This is a genomic window from Parafrankia elaeagni (genome assembly GCF_000374165.1).
Lineage (GTDB): Bacteria > Actinomycetota > Actinomycetes > Frankiales > Frankiaceae > Parafrankia > Parafrankia elaeagni.
Genome location: NZ_KB893737.1, coordinates 15,334 through 35,237 on the forward strand (window position 1 = coordinate 15,334; position 19,904 = coordinate 35,237).

Genomic DNA, 19,904 nt, shown 5'->3' on the forward strand with positions numbered 1-19,904 from the left:
GGAGGTGACGACTGGAACTGCGCGAGGTTCCGCGGGAGGAAGCCGCCCGGTCATCTCGGAGTGAATGAGGGCCCATAACCGTCGGCTTGCCGCACAGCGTCACTGGCATGACGGTGATCCGCGCGCCGCGCCGGCCCCGGGTCAGCTGCCCGCCACCATGGCGGACCATGGCCGCCTTCGCCGTCGTCCGCGCTGCCACAGCCGCCGCGCTCGTTCTCTGCGCGTTCGCGGCCTGCGGGAGAGTCGTGCCCGCCGCGCGCGGCTCCGACGCTCCGGGCACCGCCCCTCCCACCGCGACAGCGCCGTCCATAGGCAGCTCGCTCATCGCGCTCGGACCACGGCAGGGCACACTCGACGAGGCCGCCGGCCGGCGGCTCACCACCTGGCTGACGGTGATTGTGCTGGCCGGTGGCGGCCAGGAGGCCACGGGCGATCCCGGGGCCAGGCCGAACGGATACGGGCGGTGGGCGTCACGGGTCTGGCTTCGCGCCGCCGGCAGCGGCACCGCCGAGGGCCGGGTGTCCATCGACGTGTACGCGGACGTCCAGGACCGGGAACGCTGGCAACGCGAGACCACTGCCGGCTCACAACATCTGATCGCGGGGCCACTGTGGACGATCACCACCTCCAGCGAGAGGAACGAGGCACTGATCCGCCGCCATCTCGCGCGGGCATCCGCCAGGACCACTCCCCAGGGAGCTGCCGGAAAATAACTTCAGGCTTTGATGCTGCTCTTGTCGAACGATGACCAGCAGGACGTGGCCCGCAGGTGCCGAGGGCAGGATCTGCTCCCGAAACGGCCCGCCGGCCACGTGTCGCTCATGCGTCTCGACCGACAGAACGCCACTCCTCGCAGGAAATTTCACACTATAAAAAGTTATTTTACAATCATCAAACAAGAGGTTTGCTACGGGTAGTTATTAGGAATCTTGGGTCGCGGGTGTCAGTCACCCGTATTCGGGCATCGAACTACAGTAACCGACGCCATCGAGAGAGGAGAGCTACGTGCCTGCGCTCACCGAATACGATCGTTGGCCGGGCTGTACAGTCGTGGACTGCGACGGCATGAAGATCGGAACGGTCGCGACTTTGTTCGTCGAATCGCCCGATAACGGCCGTCCCAAGTTCGCCGCCGTGCACACCGGGATGTTCGGCACGAAGACGACCGTCGTACCACTCGACAATGCGTCCACACAAGGAGACGACCTCGCTGTTCCCTTCACCAAGTCCCAGGTGAAGGACGCGCCGAGGATCGACGCCGGCGCGGATATCTCGCCGCGCCAGGAGCAGAACATCTACTCCTACTACGGGTTCGATGACGCCTCGTCCCGCGGCATGAGCGGCCGTGAGCAGACGCGGGACGAGAGGAGTACGCGGACCGGCCACGCCGGAGGCCCCGACGCCCGGGCCAGCCTCGGCGGCGACGATGCGATGACGCGGTCGGAGGAACGGCTGCACATCGGCACGGAAAACGTCGAGACCGGCCGGGCACGGCTGCGCAAGTACGTCGTGACCGAGAACGTGCAGCGAACTGTCCCGGTCACGCACGAGGAGATTCGCGTCGAGCGCGAGCCCATCACGGGCACCACCCGGGACGCTGCCCACACCGGGCCCGACCTGACCGAGCAGGAGCGCGAAGTGACGCTGCACGCGGAACGCCCCGTGGTCCAGAAGGAGACCGTCCCGGTGGAACGCGTCCGGCTGAGCACCGAGCAGGTCACCCAGGAAGAGCAGGTCAACGAGCAGGTCCGCCGAGAGGAAATCGACATCGATGTCGACGACCCCCCCGGCCGCTGAGCGGTTCCCCGACGTCTCGACAGGGGAGCGGTCTCGCCGCCAGCCTGATCATGGCGCCGAGGCCGGACCGCCCTGCCTCCACCGCACCCGGAGCGGTTCACCGCGTGCCGGTCACCGCGTGCCGACGTAGTCGGCGAGGTGCTGGCCGGTGAGAGTGGAGCGGGCGGCGACGAGGTCGGCCGGGGTGCCCTCGAACACGATCCGGCCGCCGTCGTGCCCGGCGCCGGGGCCGAGGTCGATGATCCAGTCGGCGTGCGCCATGACCGCTTGGTGGTGCTCGACCACGATGACCGACGTGCCGGCGTCCACCAGCCGGTCGAGCAGGCCGAGCAGCTGCTCGACGTCGGCGAGGTGCAGGCCGGTCGTCGGCTCGTCCAGGACGTAGATGCCGCTCTTCGTCGCCATGTGGGTGGCGAGCTTGAGCCGCTGCCGCTCACCGCCGGACAGCGTGGTCAGCGGCTGGCCGAGGCTGAGGTAGCCGAGCCCGACGTCGGCGAGCCGGCGCAGGACGGCGTGCGCGGCCGGGGTGCGGGCGTCGCCGGCGCCGAAGAACTCCTCGGCCTCGGCCACCGACATCGCGAGGACCTCGCTGATGTCACGCCCGCCGAAATGATGGTCGAGGACGGATGCCTCGAACCGCCTGCCCTCGCACTCCTCGCAGGTGGAGGAGACCCCGGCCATCATCCCCAGGTCGGTGTAGATGACCCCGGCGCCGTTGCAGGCCGGGCAGGCGCCCGCCGAGTTGGCGCTGAACAGCGCCGGCTTCACGCCGTTGGCCTTCGCGAACGCCTTGCGGATCGGGTCGAGCAGGCCCGTGTACGTCGCCGGGTTGCTGCGCCGGGAGCCGCGGATCGCGCTCTGGTCGACCGACACCACACCCGCGCCGGCCGGAATCGACCCGTGCACCAGCGAGCTCTTGCCGGAACCGGCCACGCCGGTGATCACGACCAGCACACCGAGGGGGATGTCGACGTCCACCGCGCGCAGGTTGTGCGCCGAAGCCCCGCGGATCGGCAGCTGGCCGGTGGGAGCACGGACACTCGCCTTGAGGGCGGCCCGGTCATCGAGGTGGCGGCCGGTCAGGGTGTCGCTCGCCCGCAGTCCGTCGACGGTGCCCTCGAAGCAGACGGTGCCGCCGGCCGCCCCGGCGCCGGGGCCGAGGTCGACGACGTGGTCCGCGATCGCGATCGTCTCCGGCTTGTGCTCGACGACGAGGACGGTGTTGCCCTTGTCCCGCAGCCGCAGCAACAGGTCGTTCATCCGCGCGATGTCATGCGGGTGCAGGCCGGTCGTCGGCTCGTCGAACACGTAGGTGACGTCGGTCAGCGACGAGCCGAGATGGCGGATCATCCTGACCCGCTGCGCCTCGCCGCCGGACAGCGTGCCCGACGGCCGGTCCAGCGAGAGGTAGCCCAGCCCGATCTCGACGAACGAGTCGAGGGTGTGCGCGAGCGCGGCGAGCAGCGGCGCGACCGACGCCTCGTCGAGCCCGCGTACCCAGCCGGCCAGGTCACTGATCTGCATCGCGCAGAGATCGGCGATGTTGACCCCGCCGATGCGCGACGAGCGGGCCGCCTCGGAGAGCCGGGTCCCCTCGCACTCGGGGCAGGTCGTGAACGTCACCGCACGCTCGACGAACGCGCGGACGTGCGGCTGCAACGCGTCGACGTCCTTCGACAGGAACGACTTCTGGATCCGCGGGATGAGGCCCTCGTAGGTCAGGTTGATGCCGTCGACCTTGATCTTGCGGGCCTCGCCGTAAAGGAACTCCTGGCGCTGCTTCTTCGTGAACGCCGAGATGGGCACGTCGCCCGGCACCACCGCGGCGAAGATGCGCCCGAACCAGCCGTCGGCGCTGTACCCGGGGACGGTGATCGCCCCTTCGGTGAGCGACAGCGACTCGTCGAAGATCTGGGTGAGGTCGATGTCGGAGACCGAACCCCTGCCCTCGCAGCGCGGGCACATGCCGCCGGTCCGGGTGAAGGTCGTCTTCACGGTCTTACTGGAGCCGCGTTCGACCGTGAGCGCGCCGCTCGCCCGCACCGACGGGACGTTGAACGAGTACGCGTTCGGCGAGCCGATGTGCGGCTGCCCGAGCCGGCTGAACAGGATGCGCAGCATCGCGTTCGCGTCGGTGGCGGTGCCGACCGTCGAACGGGGGTCGGCACCCATCCGCTGCTGGTCGACGATGATCGCGGTCGTCAGCCCCTCCAGGACGTCGACCTCGGGCCGCGACAGCGTCGGCATGAAACCCTGGACGAAGGCGCTGTACGTCTCGTTGATCATCCGCTGGGACTCGGCGGCGATCGTGCCGAACACCAGCGAGCTCTTGCCCGAGCCGGAGACGCCGGTGAACACCGTCAGCCGCCGCTTCGGCAGCTCGACGCTGACATCCTTCAGGTTGTTCTCACACGCGCCCTGCACGCGGATCAGGTCGTGGCTGTCGGCGAGGTGCGGCTCCGCCGTGCTCATCATGTCTCCATCTGTGCCCGTCGGGGAGAAAGCCCCCGCGTTCTTCAGGTCGAAGCCCTGTCCGTCAGGTGGAAGCTCGGTGTCTCGTCAGGGTGGGAGGTCTCGTCAGGGTGGCAGGAAGGCGGGTCAGCGCGGTTCCGGGTCAGCGCAGTTCCTGGAGGCGGATCAGGTTACCCGCGGGGTCGCGGACAGCGCAGTCACGCACCCCGTACGGCTGCTCGGCCGGCTCCTGGACGATCTCGGCGCCGCCGGACTGCAGCTGGTCGAACGCCTTGTCCAGGTCGGCGGTGGCCAGCAGGATGCTGGCGTAGGTGCCCTTCGCCATCATCTCCGTGATGGTGCGGCGCTCGTCCTCGGTGATGCCGGGGTCGACAGCCGGCGGGTGCAGCACGATGGACGTCCCCGGCTTCCCGGCGGGGCCGACGGTGATCCAGCGCAGGCCCGAGTAGCCGACGTCGTTGCGGACCTCGAAACCGAGAACGTCCCGGTAGAAGGCGAGGGAGGCCTCGGGGTCGTCGTGCGGGAGGAAGGTCGAGTGAATGGCGATGTCCATGGCCGTCACGCTACGTGCGGCCCCGTCACCGCCGCTTCTCGATTCCTGACCGGTCTGGCGCCCCGGACCGGCCTGGTGACCTGCTTCGCCACGCACGGCGGCATCCCCGCGGTGGCGCGGGACGCCTCCCGCCGGTAGACACTCGGCGGCACACCGACCAGCTCGGTGAACCGGGTACTGAACGTTCCGAGCGACGAGCAGCCCACCTCGAAGCACACCTCGGTCACGCTGAGATCGCCGCGGCGCAGCAACGTCATCGCCCGTTCGATCCGCCGGGTCATCAGGTAGCCGTAGGGCGACTCGCCATAGGCGCGCCGGAACTCCCGGCTGAGGTGCCCCGCCGACATGTGCACGCCGCGGGCGAGCGCCTCGACGTCCAGCGGACGGGCGTGCTCCCGGTCGATCCGGTCCCGGACGCGGCGCAGGCGGGCGAGGTCACGCAGATGCCGCTCGACGGCGTTGCTGCTCGTCACCTGCGCAATCGTGCCACGCCCGCCACCGTCACCCAACACCGCCAGCGCCCCTGGCGCCGTATCGGCAGGGCACCAGTCCGTGCCGGGCCTACCCGCCTCGGCGTGGAATCATGGCGCGGTGGCCGAACCCGCGCTGATTCTGTGGGATATAGACGCGACGCTGCTGACTGTGCGCCCGCTGGGCCAGGAGATCCATGCCGTGGCCTTCGCCGAGGTGGTCGGGCGGCCGTTGCGCGAGCGGGCAGGCACGACAGGCCGGACGGAGCGGGCCATTCTCCTCGAGACGCTGCGGCTCAACGACGTCCCGGCCGACGAGGCGACTCTGGCCGCGCTGTACGACGCGATGGGGCGGGTGGCCCGGTCGGTCGAGGGGCGGATGCGGGAGATCGGGCGGCCGATGCCGGGCGCGGCGGAGGCGGTCGCGAGCTTCGCGGTCGCCGGCGCGGTCCAGTCGGTGGTGACCGGTAACCTCCGGTCTGTCACCGAGTCGAAGCTGCGCGCGCTGGGGCTGACCGACCATCTCGACCTGGCCGTCGGCGGTTACGGCGACGACAGCCACGACCGGGCGGAGCTCGTCCGGCGGGCGGTCTCGCGGGCCGGGGCCGTCTACGTGCGGGTGTTCGCGCCCGCCCGGGTCGTCGTCATCGGGGATACGCCGTACGACGTGCAGGGCGCACGCGACGCGGGGGCCCGGTCGGTCGCGGTGGCGACGGGTGGGACCACGGTGTCCGAGCTGGCCGCCGCCGGCGCCGACGCGGTCCTGCCGGATCTGACCGATGTCGCCGCGCTGGCACAGGCGGCGTTCGGCGCCGTCGGGACCGACAGCTCACCGGTGTAGTTGAGACGGGACGGGGCAGATGCAGGGATTCCAGGGCCCGCCCGGCCAGGGGCTGCCCGGCCAGGGGCTGCCCGGCCAGGGGCCGGGCGCGGGTCGGGCCGGGCGGCTGGCCGGGCGGCTTCCGATCGGGGCGCCCGCAGCGCCGGCGCCCCCGCCGCCGGTCCAGGGCCGGATCGTGTTCGACAGCGCCTGGTTCCCGCTGCGGGAGCACGCATCCAGTGGTTTCTCCCTGATGGGAAGCCGCCGAGTACTGATCACCGACCATCCGGCGGTGTACGTCCACGAGACGAGCGTGCTCGGCGCAGGTGCCGTCTGCGCGCTTGAACCAGCCGTCGACCCGGACGTGACCGTCGAGCTCGTCGCGTACAGCAGCCGCCTCGTCGTCGACCTACGGCTTCCCGCGGGGCGGACGCTGAGCGCGTCCACGCCCGGTCCGCTGCCGCCTGAGGCGCTTGCCACCCTCACCGGCCTGCACGGCCGGCTGTTGCCGGATGCCGTGTCGACGACGTTCGTCAGCCCGTGCGCGGTGTCGGTGACGCCGCTGTTCGAGGATGACCCTGTTGCCGCACCGGCCGGGCCCGGGCCGGTCACCGCCACCACTGCCATGACCGCCGCCGCTGGCTCGACGGCCGTCGCCCCCGCCGCGGCGCCGGAGCTGACGGCGTACGTCGTGGTGCGCGGTGGGCGGCTGGAGCTGCGGTCCCGCGGGCGGACGCTGGTCGAGTGGCCCCGGAACCGGATCGAACTGAGCGCCGCCGGCCCGGCGGCCGCGCAGCTGCGGGGCGGCGCCGTCCTCGACGGCCGTTTCCTCACCGGCGCGATCCTGCACCTGGTCACCCCGCAGGTGCTGCACGCCTTCCTGAGTGCGACGGCGCCCACTCCCGGGTCCGCCACCTCGGTCTCCGCCGGCGGGACGGCGCCCGGGCCCACGGTGGTTCCCGGGGGTGGACCGGTGGCCCTGACGAAGCCCGGTGACGCCGGGGCCACGGCACTGCCGCCGACCGCCGACACCGCCAGCAGCGGCCCGAGCGGCGTTGCTGGCGACGTCGGCGCGGTGGTGGCCACGGCAGGTATCGCCGGCGCCGGCGCACCCGGAACATCAGCCCCCGGAACCTCAGCCGGCGGAACCTCAGCCGGCGGAACCTCCGCCGTCGGGACGTCCGCGCCGGTCTCCGCGCGGGGCGTGGCGGGCAGCTCCGAGACGGCCCGGCTCGACTGCGTGCTCCACGACACCACCCTGGAGCTGCAGGAGCTGCACAGCTCCCAGGTGGTGGCCCGCTTCGACCTGGTGGACCCGCGGCTTCGGGTCGCCGGCTCCGCCGAGCGGTTCGTGATCTTCGACCCGGACCAGGGCCCGGTGACGGTGCAGAGCGAGTCGGCGGTGTTCGGGCGGCGCCTGCACCAGCATCCGGCGCTGCGCACCGCCGCGGAGCTGACGCTGGCCGAGGGCCCCTACCCGGCCGAGCTGGCGGACGGGCGCCCGGTCGCCTGCGCGGTGGCGGCGGACGCACTACGGGTCCGTGGCCCCGGCGTGGACCTGCTGCTGCCGCACACCGACCTGCGGCTGGTCGACGGGACGTCCACCGAGTCGCGCGCGGAACTGCGGGTGGCCACCGCAGCGGCGGAGACGACGATCGTGGGGCAGCTGGAACTGGTACGGGCGGTCCACACCGAGATCGTCGCCGGCCGGCACGCGCTGGCGGACCCGCGCGACATCCCTGACATGCTGCGCGCGGCGGTCGGGCTGGAGGAGGACTACTTCCTCTACACGATCTTCGGGCCCTTCTACGAGCTGCACTCCGCCCTGCTCGGCAGCGCCGGCGCGGGCGTGGATGTCAGCAGTGGTGGTGGCGGCGGTGGTGGTGGTGGCAGTGCTGGAGCGGGGCTGGGTGGGCGGGTGCCGCTGCCGGCGGATGACGAGAGCCGGGCACGGACGGCCGCGATGCTCGCCGAGGGCCTGGTCGAGCTGCAGCGGCACCTCGACCAGGTCGGATCCGTCCTGCCTGCGTTCGTCCGGCACCGGGACGCCCGGCTGTTGGAGCCGCTGACCGGCGGGCGGGAGCCGGCCTGGCTGAAGGCGCAGGAGACCCGGCTGCGCTCCGCGCTGGCTCCGGCGCAGCGGGCCGCCGCCGAAACCGGCCAGCTGGCGGCGCAGGTCGCGCGACTGTTCGACCTCGACCCGGCGGCGCTTCCACGGCCCGACTACACCAGCGCGGCGGTGTCACTCGGCGTCGCCGCCCTGCTGAATCCGGTGTTCCTGGTTTCGGGTGCCAGCCAGGTCTACACCCGTTACGCGCAGGGCGAGAAGCGCACTGCCGCGGTAGGGGCACAGTCGGCGCGCGGGTGGGCCACGGTGCTCGACCGGTGGAACACCCTGGTGACGACCACACTGCCAGTGCTGGGTTACGTCCTCACCGAGAACCTGTTCGCGCTGCGGTGGGAGACGGCGCGCCGGCTCGCCCAGGAGCTGCGCGGCGCACCCGCCGACAGCCGGGAGGCGGTCCTGCGCGGCGTCGGGCGGCGGCTCGCCCGGCTGGACGTCCTGCGGCGCTACCCGGCGAACGCCGGGATCCGGGTGGGCCGGGGCGCGATCGCCGACCATGTGCGCGCCGCCCGGGACGCCGTCAGCACTCCCCGGTTCGCCGACTTCTGACCGCGGAGGCAGCGGACATGTCGATTTTCAGCAGTCAGTTCGACCGGGCCCGCCCGCACGTCGACACCTACGCCGGGCCGCACGACGACCCCGGGCTGCCCCCGGCCCGGCACGCCGACGACCCGGCCGCCGACCACACCGACGCCCATCACGGGTGGGGCGAGGGCTGGGACGGCGGCTGGGACGGCGACCCGCACACCGGCCCGGCGCACGAGTCGAACGCCGGTGCGGCCATGGTCTCGGACGGCCACGCCGCGAGCGCTACCGACGCCGGCGACCACGATGGCGCCGGCGACCACGAGAAGCACCGGGAGTCGGACGGGACGAAGGCCGCCGACGATCACGAGCACAGCGTCAGGCACGGCGGCGACGGCACTCCTGACGAGGGCAAGAACCGCGATGACCAGGCAGACCCGGGCCTCGGGCACGACGACCCCGCCGCCACCGAGGATGGTTATCCCGGGTTCGACGACCCGACGGAGAACGACCGTGAGTTCGGATCTGACCACGACCACGCGGCCGTCCATGACGCCTACCACGACGTCCAGGCGTACCCGGACGATCTCGCCGGTGGCCCGGACACGGTGATCTGAGACAGGGTCTCGCGGACGGGGCTGCTGCCACCGCGCCCGGCCACCACGGCCGGCAGGACGCCTGCACCGGCCCGTTCGGCCGCCCACCCGCTCAGCCGCGCCCGGGGACCGCGCCGCTCGCGATGAGTGACTCGGCGGTCTCGACGATGGTGGTCCGCACGTCGCGGGTGATCCAGCCCAGTTCGGCGCGAACACGGGCGGACGAGGTGCGGGCCGGTGTGTCGAGGAGTGGTAGCGCGAGTCGCAGGGTGGGGTTGACCCGCGAGCCGAGCCGGACAGTCCAGCTGGGGATCGGCCGCTCCGGGACGCGGAAGCCGCGGGGGTTGTACTCGCGGGCGAGAGTCCGCGCGATGTCCGCGAGCCAGATGGCCTCGGTCGCCAGGATGTAGCGGCGGCCGGCGGCCTCCGGCGTCTGAAGCGCCAGTCGGTGTGCGGCGGCCACGTCGCGCACGTCCACGGGGGCGAAGCCGAGCCGAGGCAGCGCCGGCAGTTGCCGGGTGAGCAGTTGCCGCACGACGTCGACCGAGACGTTGACCTCCGGGCCATGGACCGGGCCGAGGATGAGGCCCGGGTTGAGTACGACGAGTTCCAGCCCGAGTCGTTCGGCCTCCGCCCAGGCGGCCCGTTCGGCCAGCGTCTTGCTCTTGGCGTATGGCTCGCAGCGTTCGACGACCGACCAGTCGTCCTCGGTGCACTCCCGCCCGCCGGACATGTCGTGCCCGCTGCGAACGGCCTCGACCGACGAGGTCAGCGCGACCCGCCGCACTCCGGCCCGGCCCGCGGCCCGGAGCACACGCAGGGTGCCGTCGACCGCGGGACGGATCAGTTCCTCCTCGTCGCGGGGACGGTACTTCGGTGCCGGCGACGCGACGTGCTCGATGACCTCGACGCCGTCGACGGCGGCGTCCCAGCCGGGGTCCTCGAGCAGCGAGGCCGGGACGAGCTCGAGCCGCCCTCCGGTCCGCTGTGCGGCGGCGCGCAGGTGGTCGACGGGTGCCCGTGACAGGTCGCGGACCGTGCCACGGACGTCGAAGCCGTGGTCGAGCAGGTCGATCGCGCAGTGGCCGGCGACGAAGCCAGTCACGCCGACTCGGGCGTCGACCCCGGTGGGCGGCCCTACCACCACGGCGCGCTACGCGCGCGACTCCTCGCCGCCGGTCTGGACCTGGTGGCGGTGGAAGGTGTCGGGGCGCTGAGCCTGCGCAGGCTCGCCCGGGAGGTCGGAGTCAGCTCGGGCGCTCCGTACCATCATTTTCCCGACCGGGCTGCGCTGTTCGCGGCGATTGTCGTGGACGGGCACGACCTGCTGTTCACTCGGCTCGACGCCGCGCGGGCCGGCAGCTCCGACGCCGTCGCCACCCTGCGTGAACTGCTCGTGGCCTACGCCGGTTTCGCCGCCGATCATCCAGCGCACATGCGCGTGATGCTGCGCCCCGAACTCGCCGAACCGGCCGCGCATCCGGAGGTGACGGCGGCAGGAGTGCGCCCGATCGAGTTGCTACGGTCGGCTGTTCTGGCCGCACAGGACGAAGGCGCCGTTCCTCCCGGCGACCCGGAGCCCGTGCTGCACATGTTCTGGTCGCTGGCGGTCGGCTACGTGACGCTGTGGCTCGACGGCCCGGTCGAGGCCCGTTGCGCTGTTCTCGGCACGACGCCCGACGCGATGATCCGCCGCGTTGCGTCGGCCGTCGAGGAACTGCTGCGACGACCGCCCGCCTAGAGCCGTGACCACGGCCACGGTCACGGCATCGGCACTGATCAGTTCTGGGCCGGACGGCGCCGGGGCGGCACCGAGATCCCCGCGACGGGGCGGGTACGGTACGGCGCCTCCAGGCGGGCGACCTCCTCGTCGGTGAGCAGGAGGTCGAGCGCGGCGACGGCCTCGTCGAGATGGTGGGGCTTCGTCGCGCCGACGATCGGTGCGACGACGACGGGGTTGCGCGCGACCCAGGCCAGTGCCACCTGGGCCCGGCTCACACCGCGCTCGGCGGCGATCTTCGCGACCTCGTCGACGATGTGCCGGTCGTCATCCTGATAGAGCGCCCTGGCGAAGTTGTCGGTCTCGGTGCGAGTGGTGGCGGTGTCCCAGTCGCGGGTGAGAAGGCCACGTGCCAGCGGGCTCCAGGGAATCACTCCGATTCCCTGGTCGGCGCACAGCGGGAGCATCTCCCGCTCTTCCTCCCGATACACCAGGTTGTAGTGGTTCTGCATCGCGACGAAACGTGTCCACCCGTGGCGCTCGGCGGTGAACAACGCCTTCGCGAACTGCCACGCGTGCATCGACGAGGCGCCGATGTACCGGGCCTTTCCGGCACGGACGACGTCGTGCAGGGCCTCCAGAGTCTCCTCCAGCGGCGTCGAGTCGTCCCAGCGGTGGATCTGGTAGAGGTCGACGTAGTCGGTGCCGAGGCGGCGCAGGCTCGCGTCGATCTCCGTCATGATGACCTTGCGCGAAAGGCCGCCGCCGTTGGCACCGGAACGCATCCGCCCCTGGACCTTCGTGGCGATGACAACCTCGTCACGCCGCGCGAGATCCTTCAGTGCCCGGCCGGTGATCTCCTCACTGCGACCCAGAGAATAGACGTTCGCGGTGTCGAAGAAGGTGACGCCCGCCTCGACGGCACGCTGGAAGAAAGGCCGGGATGCCTCCTCGTCCAGGGACCACGGGTGCGTCCCCTTCCCGGGCGTTCCGTAGCTCATGCAGCCCAGGCAGATCCGGGAGACTTCCAGACCGGTCGACCCCAGCTTCACGTACTCCACGAGATCAGCGTCCTCTCCGCGACGACGGCAGGGCAGGGACCCGGCCATCACTCTGCCACGAGCTGCCGACAGGACGGGCCGGCTGTCTGCCGCGCACCCGGGCGTTCCGATGGCTCCGCGCCGCCGGTCAGTCCTCGGCGTCGACCCCGTAGGAACGTGCCAGCGCAGCCAGTCCGTGGTCGTGGCCCTGCCCCACCGCACGGAACCGCCACAGTCCGTTCCGGCGGTACACCTCGGCCAGGATGAGGGTCCGCTCGGTGGTCGCCGCGTCCAGCGTCGCGGTCAGCCACGGCTGACCGTCCGGTGTACGGGCCATCACGCTGACCGGACCGATCTCCCCGAAGGTCCGGCCGGCGCCGAGCGCGGCGGCGACGACGACCCGGTGCACCGAGCTCGGCAACACGGCGAGATCGAGGGCGATGGCCTGCTCGGACGGTCCGTCGACGCTGAGCGTGGCAGCGCCGTCGTCGGTGCGGGGCTGGTTGAAGAACACGACATCGTCGTCGTCGCTGACCAGCTCGTCGGCACCGACCAGGAAGGCGACCAGGTCGATCTCCACGGTGCTGTCCCAGGCCCAGTTCGCGGCGACCGTCCACCGCGTGCCGGCCGCCGCCGTCGGAAGATCGACGACCGCTCCGCGGACGAGCGCGCGAGGCTCTGAGGCCGTGGTGCCTCCGGGTGGCCGAGGCCCGGCGGCGGCCAGGTTCGCCAGGAGGCGGAGGAAGGTGTCCGCCGTGGTCACGGGGAGCCCCCGACTCCGGATGCGGGTCATCCGGCGGTCGGTCTCACCGCCGGGCAGGCACACCACGTCGGTCACGCTCGCGGTCAGGTTCACCGCGGCGAGACCGCCGGACTCGATGACGCGTTCCCGGACGGCGGCGGCGTCCGCATGCGGCCCGCCCAGGACCAGCACACGCCGGACACCGAGCGGTCGTGCCGCCGAACGGGCTGCCTTCCGGCCGCCCGAGGCCACGCGAACCGGCGAACTCACCGAGCCTCGCACGTCCTGGGACCCGCTACCTGGCGTTTCAGCGAAGCGCGTCGATCCGTCAGCGACAGCCTCCTGGGACGCTGGCACCGCCGTCGCAGGCACCGCCGTCGCAGGCACCGGCGAACCGGTGTCAGCCCCGCCGGTATCGCGGGGCGTTCCCGCCGTGACACCGGCGAGCAGGCGGAGGAGGGTCGCCTCGTCGATCACCGGGATGCCGTGGTCGGCCGCGGCCTTGGCCTTGCCGCTGCCAGCGGCGCTGTCGTTGGCGACCAGGACGCTGGTGCGGCGGCTGACAGCATCCGCGACGGCCAGTCCGGCCTCGGTGAGGAGCCGTTCCAGGGTGGCCCGCGGGGTGCCTGTCTCTCCGGTGAGAGCCACGCGCATTCCCTGTACGAGTCCGGCGGCGGTGAGCTGGCCCGGGTTCAGGAACGCACAACGGGCCCTGGGCGCCTGGGCCGAACGGAGCACCGGCACCCGGCCGCCGGTCGCGATGGGCAGCTCCACGTCCTGCTCGACGGCGAGGGCCAGCATGTGCGGCAGGATCTTCGCGACGACCCGGGCGTCACACAGCGCGTCATGCTGCCGTTCGAAGGGGACCGACCAGAAGTCGGCGACCGTCGCCAGCCGGAAGTCGGGCAGTGGCAGATCGAGACGGCGGGCCAGCACACAGGAACACATCCGCCGCTCGACCGGTAGGTCCCAGGCAGCCCGCGCGGCCTCCGTCGCCAGGAACTGCCAGTCGAAGGACGCGTTGTGCGCGACCAGCACCCGTCCCGCCAGCTGGGCATGCAGCCGGTCAACGATGTCCGGGAAACGGGGGCTTCCCGCGAGCCGCTCCCGGGTGAGGCCGTGGATGTGCACCGGACCGGGATCGCATCCCGGGTCGAGCAGCGTCGACCACTCCGCCTCCACGGAACCGTCCGTGTCGACCTGGATGACGGCGATCGACAGGATCCGGTCCCGTGCCGCCGCGAGCCCGGATGTCTCCACGTCCACGACCGCGAAGGGGGCCGGCAAGCGGGCGGAGCGCTGACCTGGGCTGTTCAGGTTCGAGCTGTTGAGGTTCGACGCGGGCGGTACGGGCAGCGGGCACACAGCAGTAGTGTGTGCGAACACAACCCGTCACGGTTCACATGACGACCACACGAATCACACAAATCGCTCGCAGCGCACCTGTGTGGCCAGGGTCACCCGAGGCGGGATCCACAGCTGCCCCAGCCCGCCCGCGGATGCGCCGAAGGCCGCTGACCTGCATCAGCGCGAGCCCAGGCCGGCCCGCTGCGCCAGGCCGCAAGGCCGCGGAGCGCACCTCCGCACGGATATCCGGGGCGGCACGATCAGGTGCGGGAATGCCGGCGCCCTGTCCGGACTTCGCTGTGACCGATGGCTTTCGAGCTGGCAGACAGCGAACCTCTCCTCCGGCTGGCAGCCGGTGGGCGCGGCCGGGCCGGCGAACGCTCAGGGGAAGGGGCCCGGTGACGCCACCAGCCGACCCGGCGATACCTGATCCACGACGGTGGCGGGCGCTGCCGGTGATTCTGATCGCCAGTTTCATGAGCCTGTTCGACGTGTTCGTCGTCAACGTGGCGGCGCCGAGCATCGGGACGGACCTGGGGGCGTCCAACGCCGGCCTCGAACTGGTCGTCGGAGGCTACTCGTTCACCTACGCCGCCGGACTGGTCACCGCGGGGCGGCTCGGTGACCGTTTCGGTCGCCGCCGGATGTACCTCGTCGGCATGACGCTGTTCACCGCAGCGTCGGCGCTGTGTGGACTCGCGCCGAACGAGGGGGTGCTGATCGCCGGCCGCCTGTTGCAGGGAGCGGGTGCGGCGGCGATGGTCCCCCAGGTCCTCGCGCTGATCAGCGTGACCTTCCCGCCCGCCGAGCGACCGCGGGCCTTCGCGTTCTTCGGTGTCACGATCGGGCTCGGCGGAGTCTGCGGGCAGGTCCTCGGCGGGGTGCTGCTCGACCTGGACATCTTCGGCCTCGGCTGGCGCCCGATCTTCCTGGTCAATGTTCCGGTCGGGCTGGCGGCACTGATCGGCGCGCGGCGTCTGGTCACCGAGTCACGGGCGGCTCGCCCGGAGCGGCTCGACCTGGTCGGCCTCGGCACCCTGACGCTGGGTATCGGGCTGGTGCTGATCCCGCTCACCCTCGGCCGGGACGAGGGCTGGCCGTTGTGGACGTGGCTGGCGCTCGCCGGCGGGGTCCTCGTGCTGGGCGGGTTCGCCGGCTGGGAGGCCCGGCTGGCCCGCCGCGGCGGGCACCCGATCATCCCGCCGTCGGTGGTGCGCTCCCGCCCGGTGGTCGGCGGCATGGTGATGAGCGCGGGTTACTTCCTCTTCTTCGGTGGCTTCCTGCTCGCACTGACGATCTTCCTGCAGGTGGGGCAGCACCGCTCGCCGCTGAACGCCGGGCTCATGTTCGCGCCGCTCGGCGCCGTGTTCGCGCTCTCGTCGCTGGGTGCCCGCCGGCTCGTCGCCGTGCACGGCCCGCGGGTGCTGACCGCGGGCACGCTGGTCACCGCACTGTCGCTGATCGGCATGGCCGTGGTGACCGCGGTGGAGGGTGTCGGCATCTCCGCCTACGAGCTCACTCCGTTGCTGATGCTCGCCGGCGCCGGCAACGGGCTGGTGATTCCCGCGCTGGCGGCGAGTGTCATGGCGGCGGCACCGCCCGACATCAGCGGCACGGTGAGCGGAGTCCTCACCACGACGCAGCAGTTCGCCTCCGCGCTGGGTGTCTCCGGCGTGGGCGCCCTGTTCTTCGCCGAGAGCGCGCGGAACGGGCCGGACGCCGGCCTGCTCGCCACGGTTCTCGTGGGCCTGGCCGCGGTCGGTGTCGCCTTCCTCGGCTCCCTCGTCCTTTCCCGCCGTACCCCGGAGACGCCATCGGGGATGCTGCTCATACAGTGAAGGCACGAGGCGGACACGGTTCGAGGCGGGATTGTTCATGTCCAGTGCGCGCGTCGGCAGAGAACGGAGCATCGGCGACGCCGAGGCAACCACCGGTTTCCAAGGCGGTGACGACCTCGACGCTCTCGGCCTGGTGCTGACCGAGCTCGAACGGCTGGTGCGACGCGGGTCCGAACTGGCAACGCAGGCCTTCGGCCAGTTCACCGCGCCTTCCGGGCTGGTCGAGCTCGCCGATCCCGAGTTCCTCGACAGCCAGGGTGCTGGTCTGCGGCCCTGGCTGTCCGATCTGCGGGCCGCCGCGCGGGCCGGTCACGACCAGGCCGTCGCGGTCGGAGTCCCCGCCTGGCGACGACTCGCCGCCGATGCCGAGGAGGTCGTCCAGAGCCTGGTGGACGCGAACGACAGGGCCGTCGGGGAAGCGACGGCGTCACTGGCGGAGCTGCGCCAGCGGCTCACGGGTTTCCAGGCCAGGGCGGGGCGGTACGGCGTCGTTGAGGACCCCGCCCTGCGCGCTCTGCACGCGGCGGCGAGTGAGGCGCTCACCCGGCCACCGGTCGACCTGGAGGCGGCCGGTCGGCTGGTCGCGGAATACGTCGCGGCTGTGAACCTGCGCGCTCCCGGCACGGCCCGCTGATGGCCGCCGAGCTTCCCTCCTGCCCGGTCTGCCGCACGCCGCACAACCTGGCAGCACGGTTCTGTCTCGGCTGCCGACTCGAGTTCGCCACCGGCCTACGGCCGCAGCCGCCTTTCCTGGTCCCCTTCCGCGGAAGACGCTGGGAGCTGCACATCGACGCCGACCGCGACTACTACGATTCCCTCCCCCAGGACCCGGACTTTCCGGCGGAACCGCGGCCGACCCAGGTCATCCCGCTGCACGCGGCCACCGTCGTGGTCGGCTTCCGCCGCGGATCCGTGCGGCTGCCCGCGCAGACCGAGCTGGTGGAGCCACCGCCGGACCCGGGAATCTCGACGTTCCACGCGCAGCTCGACCGCCAGCCCGACGGCCGGTATCTGCTGCGTGATCCGGGGTCTCTCAACGGAATCCGTCTCGGCCCCGGCCGGCCACGGCTGGCCAGGCAGGATGTCATCCCGCTGAACGAACACGACCGGTTCTTCCTCGGTTCCTGGACGAGGATCACCGTCCGCCGCCGGACGGAACCGCCGAGCCCGCCGAGCCCGCAGGGCCGCACCCGTACCGCCCAGGCATAACGTCCCGCGTTCCACGTCCTCTCTGTACATCTTTTCTATACATCCTGCCCCATTCTCCCTATGCGTTCTGTTGCTTCCGCATATTCTTGAGGGGTCGGACGGCCCGGCTGTCCCAGCGGACGGTCCGGCACCCACGAGCCGCACTGCTCCACCGCAGTCGGCAGGACGACCCGGTCGCCAGGGCCAGCCTGGATCATGCAAGGATTCAGGCCGATATGACCTTCCGCACATGATCGGCACGGTTCCGGGGGTTGTCGATGATCGAAGCATGTTCCCGCCTCGGCGCTGCCATGGCCTCGGCAGCCGTGGTGGTCGGTGCCGCGAACCCGTCCGGCAGCGGAACGACCCGGCGTTGACCACCGATCCCACCGCCGGCGCCTGCGTCCGTCCTGACTGCAACGGCAGGGGAGTGATCGAGCCGAGCGGGCGGTGCGGTGTCTGTGGCCGTCCGCCCAGGCGAGAGCGGAAGGGCCGCAGCGGCCGGAAGCCCTCCTCCCAGCAGTCCGGGGCGCCAGCCGATCCGACCGGGCTGCCTGCGGTGTCAGGAGTGCCGGACTCCGGCCCCCCTCCTGTCATGTCGGACCGGGACCTGCCTTCGGACGCCTGGCAGTGCGCCGGATGCGGTCATGGCCTCATGCCCGACGGGTCGACGACGGCCGCGTATGAAGGCGCCTGCCCCGTCTGTGCGCACCCGTACTCGGTCTCGGTCAAACTGCGCAGGGGTGACGTCGTAGAGGGCCGTTACGAAATCCTCGGCCGGCTGGGCCGCGGCGGCCAGGGCTGGATCTACGCAGCCAAGGACACGAAGTTCCGCAGTGAGGGTGACCGCGCCTGGGTGGTTCTCAAGGGCCTGGTGGACCCCGAGAACGAACAGGCACGGAAGGCTGCGGAGACCGAACGCGTCTTCCTCACCGCCGTGGTGCATCCCGACATTGTCGGCATCCGCGATTTCGTCGCCCACGACGGTGCCGAGTACATCGTGATGGACTACGTGCGGGGAATCACGCTGGACCAGCTGCGGCGGGACCGCGGCGGTCGGCTGGATCCGGCCGACGCGGTGCGGTACCTGCTACGGCTGCTGCCCGCCCTCGGCCATCTGCACCAGCTGGGCCTGGTCTACTGCGACCTGAAGCCCGACAACGTCATGGCCAGGTCGAACGACATCACGCTGATCGACCTGGGCGGGGCACGCCGGCAAAATGACCTGCACTCGGCCTACCTGAGCACGCCGGGTTTCCGCGCGCCCGAGATCGATGACACCGACGAGACGGGCGGCGGGGGCGGAGCCACCGCGCCACGGTCGCTGCCCTCGGTGACCACCGACGTCTACGCCGCCGGCCGCACCCTGGCCGTGCTGGTCCTCGGAACCGGCTGGGGCCTGCGCGGCCGGCACCGGAGCAGTCTGCCGCCGCGCGAGAAGCAGCAGGTGTTCCGCGACCACGAGTCCCTGTACCGGCTGCTGCTGCGCGCGACGGCACCCGACCCGGCGGACCGGTTCGGGAACGCCGCCGAGATGGAACACGAACTGCGCGGCGTGCTGCATGAGATCCTCGCCTGGCAGGAGGCCGACCAGGAGACCGGGCAGGCATCGCCACCACCGCTGAGCCGACGGTTCGCCCCGCTGCCGCACGTCACCGGGGAGGAGGAGCGACTGTCGTCGCGCGGTGTCCTGCCCGCCCCGCTGGTCGACCCGGGCGACCCGGCCGCCGCCGCGCTCGCCGCCATCCCGGTGGACGGCGATCCCTCCACCACCGCCCGGATGCTGGCCGCGTTCCGACCCACGACGGTGGAGGTACGGCTGCGGCAGGTGCGGGCGGAGCTCGACGCCGGGCGGCCGGCCGAGGCCCGGACCCTGCTCGACCGGATCGAGCGGGAGGACAGAAAACCGCGGGACGACAGAAAACCGCGGGACAGCGGCGACCGACGCGCGGCGGGCGGCACGTCACGGGCGGGTGGGTGGCGGGTGGACTGGTACCGGGGACTCGCGTCGTTGGTCGAGGGGAGGCCCGCGGAGGCGGTGGAACCGTTCGACCGGGTGTTCTCCGCGGTGCCCGGCGATCTCGCCCCCCGGCTCGCCCTGGCTGTCGCCTACGAGCGGTCCGGCGACACCCACCGGGCGGCCGAGCACTACGACGTGGTGTCCGTCGCCGACCGGTCGGCGACGAGCGCCGTCTTCGGCTTGGCCCGCTGCCGGTCATCGCCCGCCGATCAGATCAGGGCCTACTCCAGGGTGCCGGAGACGTCACGCTTCCATCCGGAGGCCCGTGCCCGGGTGGTCGAGGCACTCGTCTCCTCGCTGGTCGCCGACCTGGACACCGCGCGAACACCCGGCAGCTCCGCGGAGCAGGCGGAGAAGCGCCTGGACCAGGCCTGCCGGCTGCTGAAGAACGCCCAGCACGACATACCGCCGGCCCGGCGGCTCGGCCTGCGGCTGGAGATCTACCGGACCGCGGGCACCATGCTCGCAGCGGGAGTCCTCCAGCCCGCCGGCACCGTCCTCGACTACCGCCGCGACCCGGCGAGTCTCCTGCTCGCCGAGGAGCGGACGCTGCTGGAGCTGGCCCACGGCACCGAGGACCGCCGCAGCCGGGTGCGGCTCGTCGACGACGCGCATCGGATCCGGCGCTGGACCTGGTTCTGAGATCCGCAC

The 19,904-nt window shown here is 71.8% G+C and carries 16 protein-coding genes; 10 read left to right on the plus strand and 6 right to left on the minus strand.

Translation table 11 applies throughout. The annotated features are described in order from the left end of the window. Positions 1 to 107: 107 nt before the first annotated feature. Positions 108 to 713, plus strand: a complete 606-nt coding sequence (locus tag B207_RS0119860; protein ID WP_154675491.1) for a hypothetical protein — start codon at positions 108 to 110, stop codon at positions 711 to 713. 292 nt (positions 714 to 1,005) lie between these two features. Then, positions 1,006 to 1,797 carry a PRC and DUF2382 domain-containing protein gene (locus tag B207_RS0119865; RefSeq protein ID WP_268258213.1) on the plus strand — a complete coding sequence of 264 codons (792 nt, stop codon included), beginning with the start codon at positions 1,006 to 1,008 and terminating at the stop codon, positions 1,795 to 1,797. Positions 1,798 to 1,908: 111 nt separating this feature from the next. Here B207_RS0119865 and B207_RS0119870 read toward each other — a convergent pair whose 3' ends face one another. From B207_RS0119870 to B207_RS0119880, 3 genes are all read right to left on the minus strand, one after another. Then, the gene (locus B207_RS0119870; protein ID WP_018638356.1) at positions 1,909 to 4,269 is read right to left on the minus strand and encodes an ATP-binding cassette domain-containing protein; all 2,361 of its coding nucleotides are present in this window, start codon (positions 4,267 to 4,269) and stop codon (positions 1,909 to 1,911) included. A gap of 142 nt (positions 4,270 to 4,411) precedes the next feature. After that, on the minus strand, positions 4,412 to 4,822 hold the full coding sequence (locus tag B207_RS0119875; RefSeq protein WP_026311247.1) for a VOC family protein: 411 nt from the start codon (positions 4,820 to 4,822) through the stop codon (positions 4,412 to 4,414). 5 nt (positions 4,823 to 4,827) lie between these two features. After that, on the minus strand, positions 4,828 to 5,295 hold the full coding sequence (locus B207_RS0119880; RefSeq protein WP_018638358.1) for a helix-turn-helix transcriptional regulator: 468 nt from the start codon (positions 5,293 to 5,295) through the stop codon (positions 4,828 to 4,830). A 118-nt stretch (positions 5,296 to 5,413) separates the two neighbouring features. On the opposite strand from B207_RS0119880, the gene B207_RS0119885 reads away from it, so the two are divergent. The 3 genes from B207_RS0119885 to B207_RS37040 are packed head-to-tail and all read left to right on the plus strand — an operon-like array spanning position 5,414 to position 9,379. Continuing rightward, positions 5,414 to 6,133, plus strand: a complete 720-nt coding sequence (locus tag B207_RS0119885; RefSeq protein ID WP_018638359.1) for an HAD family hydrolase — start codon at positions 5,414 to 5,416, stop codon at positions 6,131 to 6,133. 19 nt (positions 6,134 to 6,152) lie between these two features. Then, positions 6,153 to 8,786, plus strand: coding sequence for a hypothetical protein (locus B207_RS0119890; protein WP_230205123.1), 2,634 nt, complete (start codon positions 6,153 to 6,155; stop codon positions 8,784 to 8,786). Between the two features lie 17 nt (positions 8,787 to 8,803). Continuing rightward, complete coding sequence (locus tag B207_RS37040) at positions 8,804 to 9,379, plus strand: hypothetical protein (protein ID WP_018638360.1); 576 nt, start codon at positions 8,804 to 8,806, stop codon at positions 9,377 to 9,379. Between the two features lie 91 nt (positions 9,380 to 9,470). Here B207_RS37040 and B207_RS0119900 read toward each other — a convergent pair whose 3' ends face one another. Next, entirely contained in the window at positions 9,471 to 10,463 is a 993-nt protein-coding gene (locus tag B207_RS0119900) for an NAD-dependent epimerase/dehydratase family protein (protein ID WP_230205124.1), read from the minus strand. On the opposite strand from B207_RS0119900, the gene B207_RS34675 reads away from it, so the two are divergent. Next, entirely contained in the window at positions 10,440 to 11,099 is a 660-nt protein-coding gene (locus B207_RS34675) for a TetR/AcrR family transcriptional regulator (RefSeq protein WP_063820947.1), read from the plus strand. The genes B207_RS0119900 and B207_RS34675 overlap by 24 nt on opposite strands. A 38-nt stretch (positions 11,100 to 11,137) precedes the next feature. On the opposite strand, the gene B207_RS0119910 is transcribed toward B207_RS34675, so the two are convergent. Together B207_RS0119910 and B207_RS0119915 are read right to left on the minus strand one after the other, a co-directional pair. After that, a complete protein-coding gene (locus B207_RS0119910; protein ID WP_018638363.1) occupies positions 11,138 to 12,139 on the minus strand; it encodes an aldo/keto reductase in 1,002 nt (333 codons plus the stop codon). A gap of 127 nt (positions 12,140 to 12,266) precedes the next feature. Then, entirely contained in the window at positions 12,267 to 14,120 is a 1,854-nt protein-coding gene (locus tag B207_RS0119915) for a TerD family protein (protein ID WP_154675494.1), read from the minus strand. A 485-nt stretch (positions 14,121 to 14,605) separates the two neighbouring features. On the opposite strand from B207_RS0119915, the gene B207_RS0119920 reads away from it, so the two are divergent. From B207_RS0119920 to B207_RS0119935, 4 genes are all read left to right on the plus strand, one after another. Beyond that, positions 14,606 to 16,045 carry an MFS transporter gene (locus B207_RS0119920; protein WP_026311249.1) on the plus strand — a complete coding sequence of 480 codons (1,440 nt, stop codon included), beginning with the start codon at positions 14,606 to 14,608 and terminating at the stop codon, positions 16,043 to 16,045. A gap of 37 nt (positions 16,046 to 16,082) precedes the next feature. Beyond that, the gene (locus B207_RS0119925; RefSeq protein WP_154675495.1) at positions 16,083 to 16,679 is read left to right on the plus strand and encodes a hypothetical protein; all 597 of its coding nucleotides are present in this window, start codon (positions 16,083 to 16,085) and stop codon (positions 16,677 to 16,679) included. Further along, on the plus strand, positions 16,679 to 17,254 hold the full coding sequence (locus tag B207_RS0119930; RefSeq protein ID WP_018638367.1) for an FHA domain-containing protein: 576 nt from the start codon (positions 16,679 to 16,681) through the stop codon (positions 17,252 to 17,254). Before B207_RS0119925 ends, B207_RS0119930 begins: the two co-directional genes overlap by 1 nt. Before the next feature lie 634 nt (positions 17,255 to 17,888). Continuing rightward, positions 17,889 to 19,895, plus strand: coding sequence for a tetratricopeptide repeat protein (locus B207_RS0119935; RefSeq protein ID WP_230205125.1), 2,007 nt, complete (start codon positions 17,889 to 17,891; stop codon positions 19,893 to 19,895). Positions 19,896 to 19,904 lie beyond the last annotated feature (9 nt).

Bases quoted from the DNA above. Each gene is read 5' to 3' on its own strand.
- B207_RS0119935 (WP_230205125.1), top strand. From the start codon at position 17,889: ATGCCCGACGGGTCGACGACGGCCGCGTATGAAGGCGCCTGCCCCGTC.
- B207_RS0119890 (WP_230205123.1), top strand. From the start codon at position 6,153: ATGCAGGGATTCCAGGGCCCGCCCGGCCAGGGGCTGCCCGGCCAGGGG.
- B207_RS0119870 (WP_018638356.1), bottom strand. From the start codon at position 4,269: ATGAGCACGGCGGAGCCGCACCTCGCCGACAGCCACGACCTGATCCGC.
- B207_RS0119925 (WP_154675495.1), top strand. From the start codon at position 16,083: ATGTCCAGTGCGCGCGTCGGCAGAGAACGGAGCATCGGCGACGCCGAG.
- B207_RS0119875 (WP_026311247.1), bottom strand. From the start codon at position 4,822: ATGGACATCGCCATTCACTCGACCTTCCTCCCGCACGACGACCCCGAG.
- B207_RS37040 (WP_018638360.1), top strand. From the start codon at position 8,804: ATGTCGATTTTCAGCAGTCAGTTCGACCGGGCCCGCCCGCACGTCGAC.
- B207_RS0119860 (WP_154675491.1), top strand. From the start codon at position 108: ATGACGGTGATCCGCGCGCCGCGCCGGCCCCGGGTCAGCTGCCCGCCA.
- B207_RS0119930 (WP_018638367.1), top strand. From the start codon at position 16,679: ATGGCCGCCGAGCTTCCCTCCTGCCCGGTCTGCCGCACGCCGCACAAC.